This window comes from Brevibacillus sp. SKDU10, assembly GCF_001645205.1.
GTDB lineage: Bacteria > Bacillota > Bacilli > Brevibacillales > Brevibacillaceae > Brevibacillus_B > Brevibacillus_B halotolerans.
In genome coordinates this window covers 1-790 of record NZ_LSSO01000128.1, presented here as the reverse complement: position 1 = coordinate 790, position 790 = coordinate 1, and the positions used below count along the sequence as shown (strand labels likewise).

Sequence of the window (790 nt, the reverse complement as noted above, 5' to 3'; positions counted from 1 at the left end):
GGAAGGGGCAGGACACCTTGTGGGAAAGGCGCCCTTGTGGGAGGGACTTCAGCCCCGACGACGGAAGGTGTCCGTCGGCTTTCGGTTTCGCGTGTCGCGGCGGCATCACCGCTGACGCCCACCAGGTTCGGTGCGGCGGCTGGCGACTGCCGCCTTCGGCAGTCGCCTCGCACAGGGAAGGGGCAGGACACCCTTGTTGGAAAGGCATCCTTGTGGGAGGGACTTCAGTCCCGACGCATTGCGCCATCGGAAAAGCACACCACGTCGAGCGGCCCGGCTGCACGACAGTCGACGGCCACAATGGCAGCGGCAGCGCCGGTTTAGTTCTCGGCAGACGCACCCCCGCCGCGTCGCGCACGCCAGCGCGCCACCCGCTCCTGCAGTCCCACCACGCAGACGAAGAATGCCGGCACGAAGAAGATCGCCAGCACCGTGCCCCTGACCATGCCGCCGAACACGCCGGTGCCGATGGCGTGCTGGGTCTCGGCGCTGGCGCCGCTGGCCAGCATCAGCGGCACCACGCCCAGGGCGAAGGCCAGCGAGGTCATCAGGATCGGCCGCAGGCGCACCGCCGAGGCTTCTACAATCGCGTCGCGCACGCTGCGCCCGGCATCGCGCAACTGATTGGCGAACTCGACGATCAGGATGCCGTTCTTGGCCGCCAGCCCGACCAGCATGACGATGCCGATCTGACTGAACAGGTTGAGCGTACCGCCGCTGATCGCCCGGCCGATCAGCGCGCCGAGCACGCCCAGCGGTACGGTCAGCATGATCACCAGCGGGTGGATGA

Annotated in this window: 1 protein-coding gene; it reads right to left on the bottom strand. The window is 68.1% G+C overall.

The genetic code is table 11. The annotated features are described in order from the left end of the window. Window positions 1–320 precede the first annotated feature (320 nt). A partial coding sequence (locus tag AYJ08_RS22900; protein ID WP_197490608.1) for an efflux RND transporter permease subunit occupies window positions 321–790 on the bottom strand: 470 nt, incomplete at its 5' end.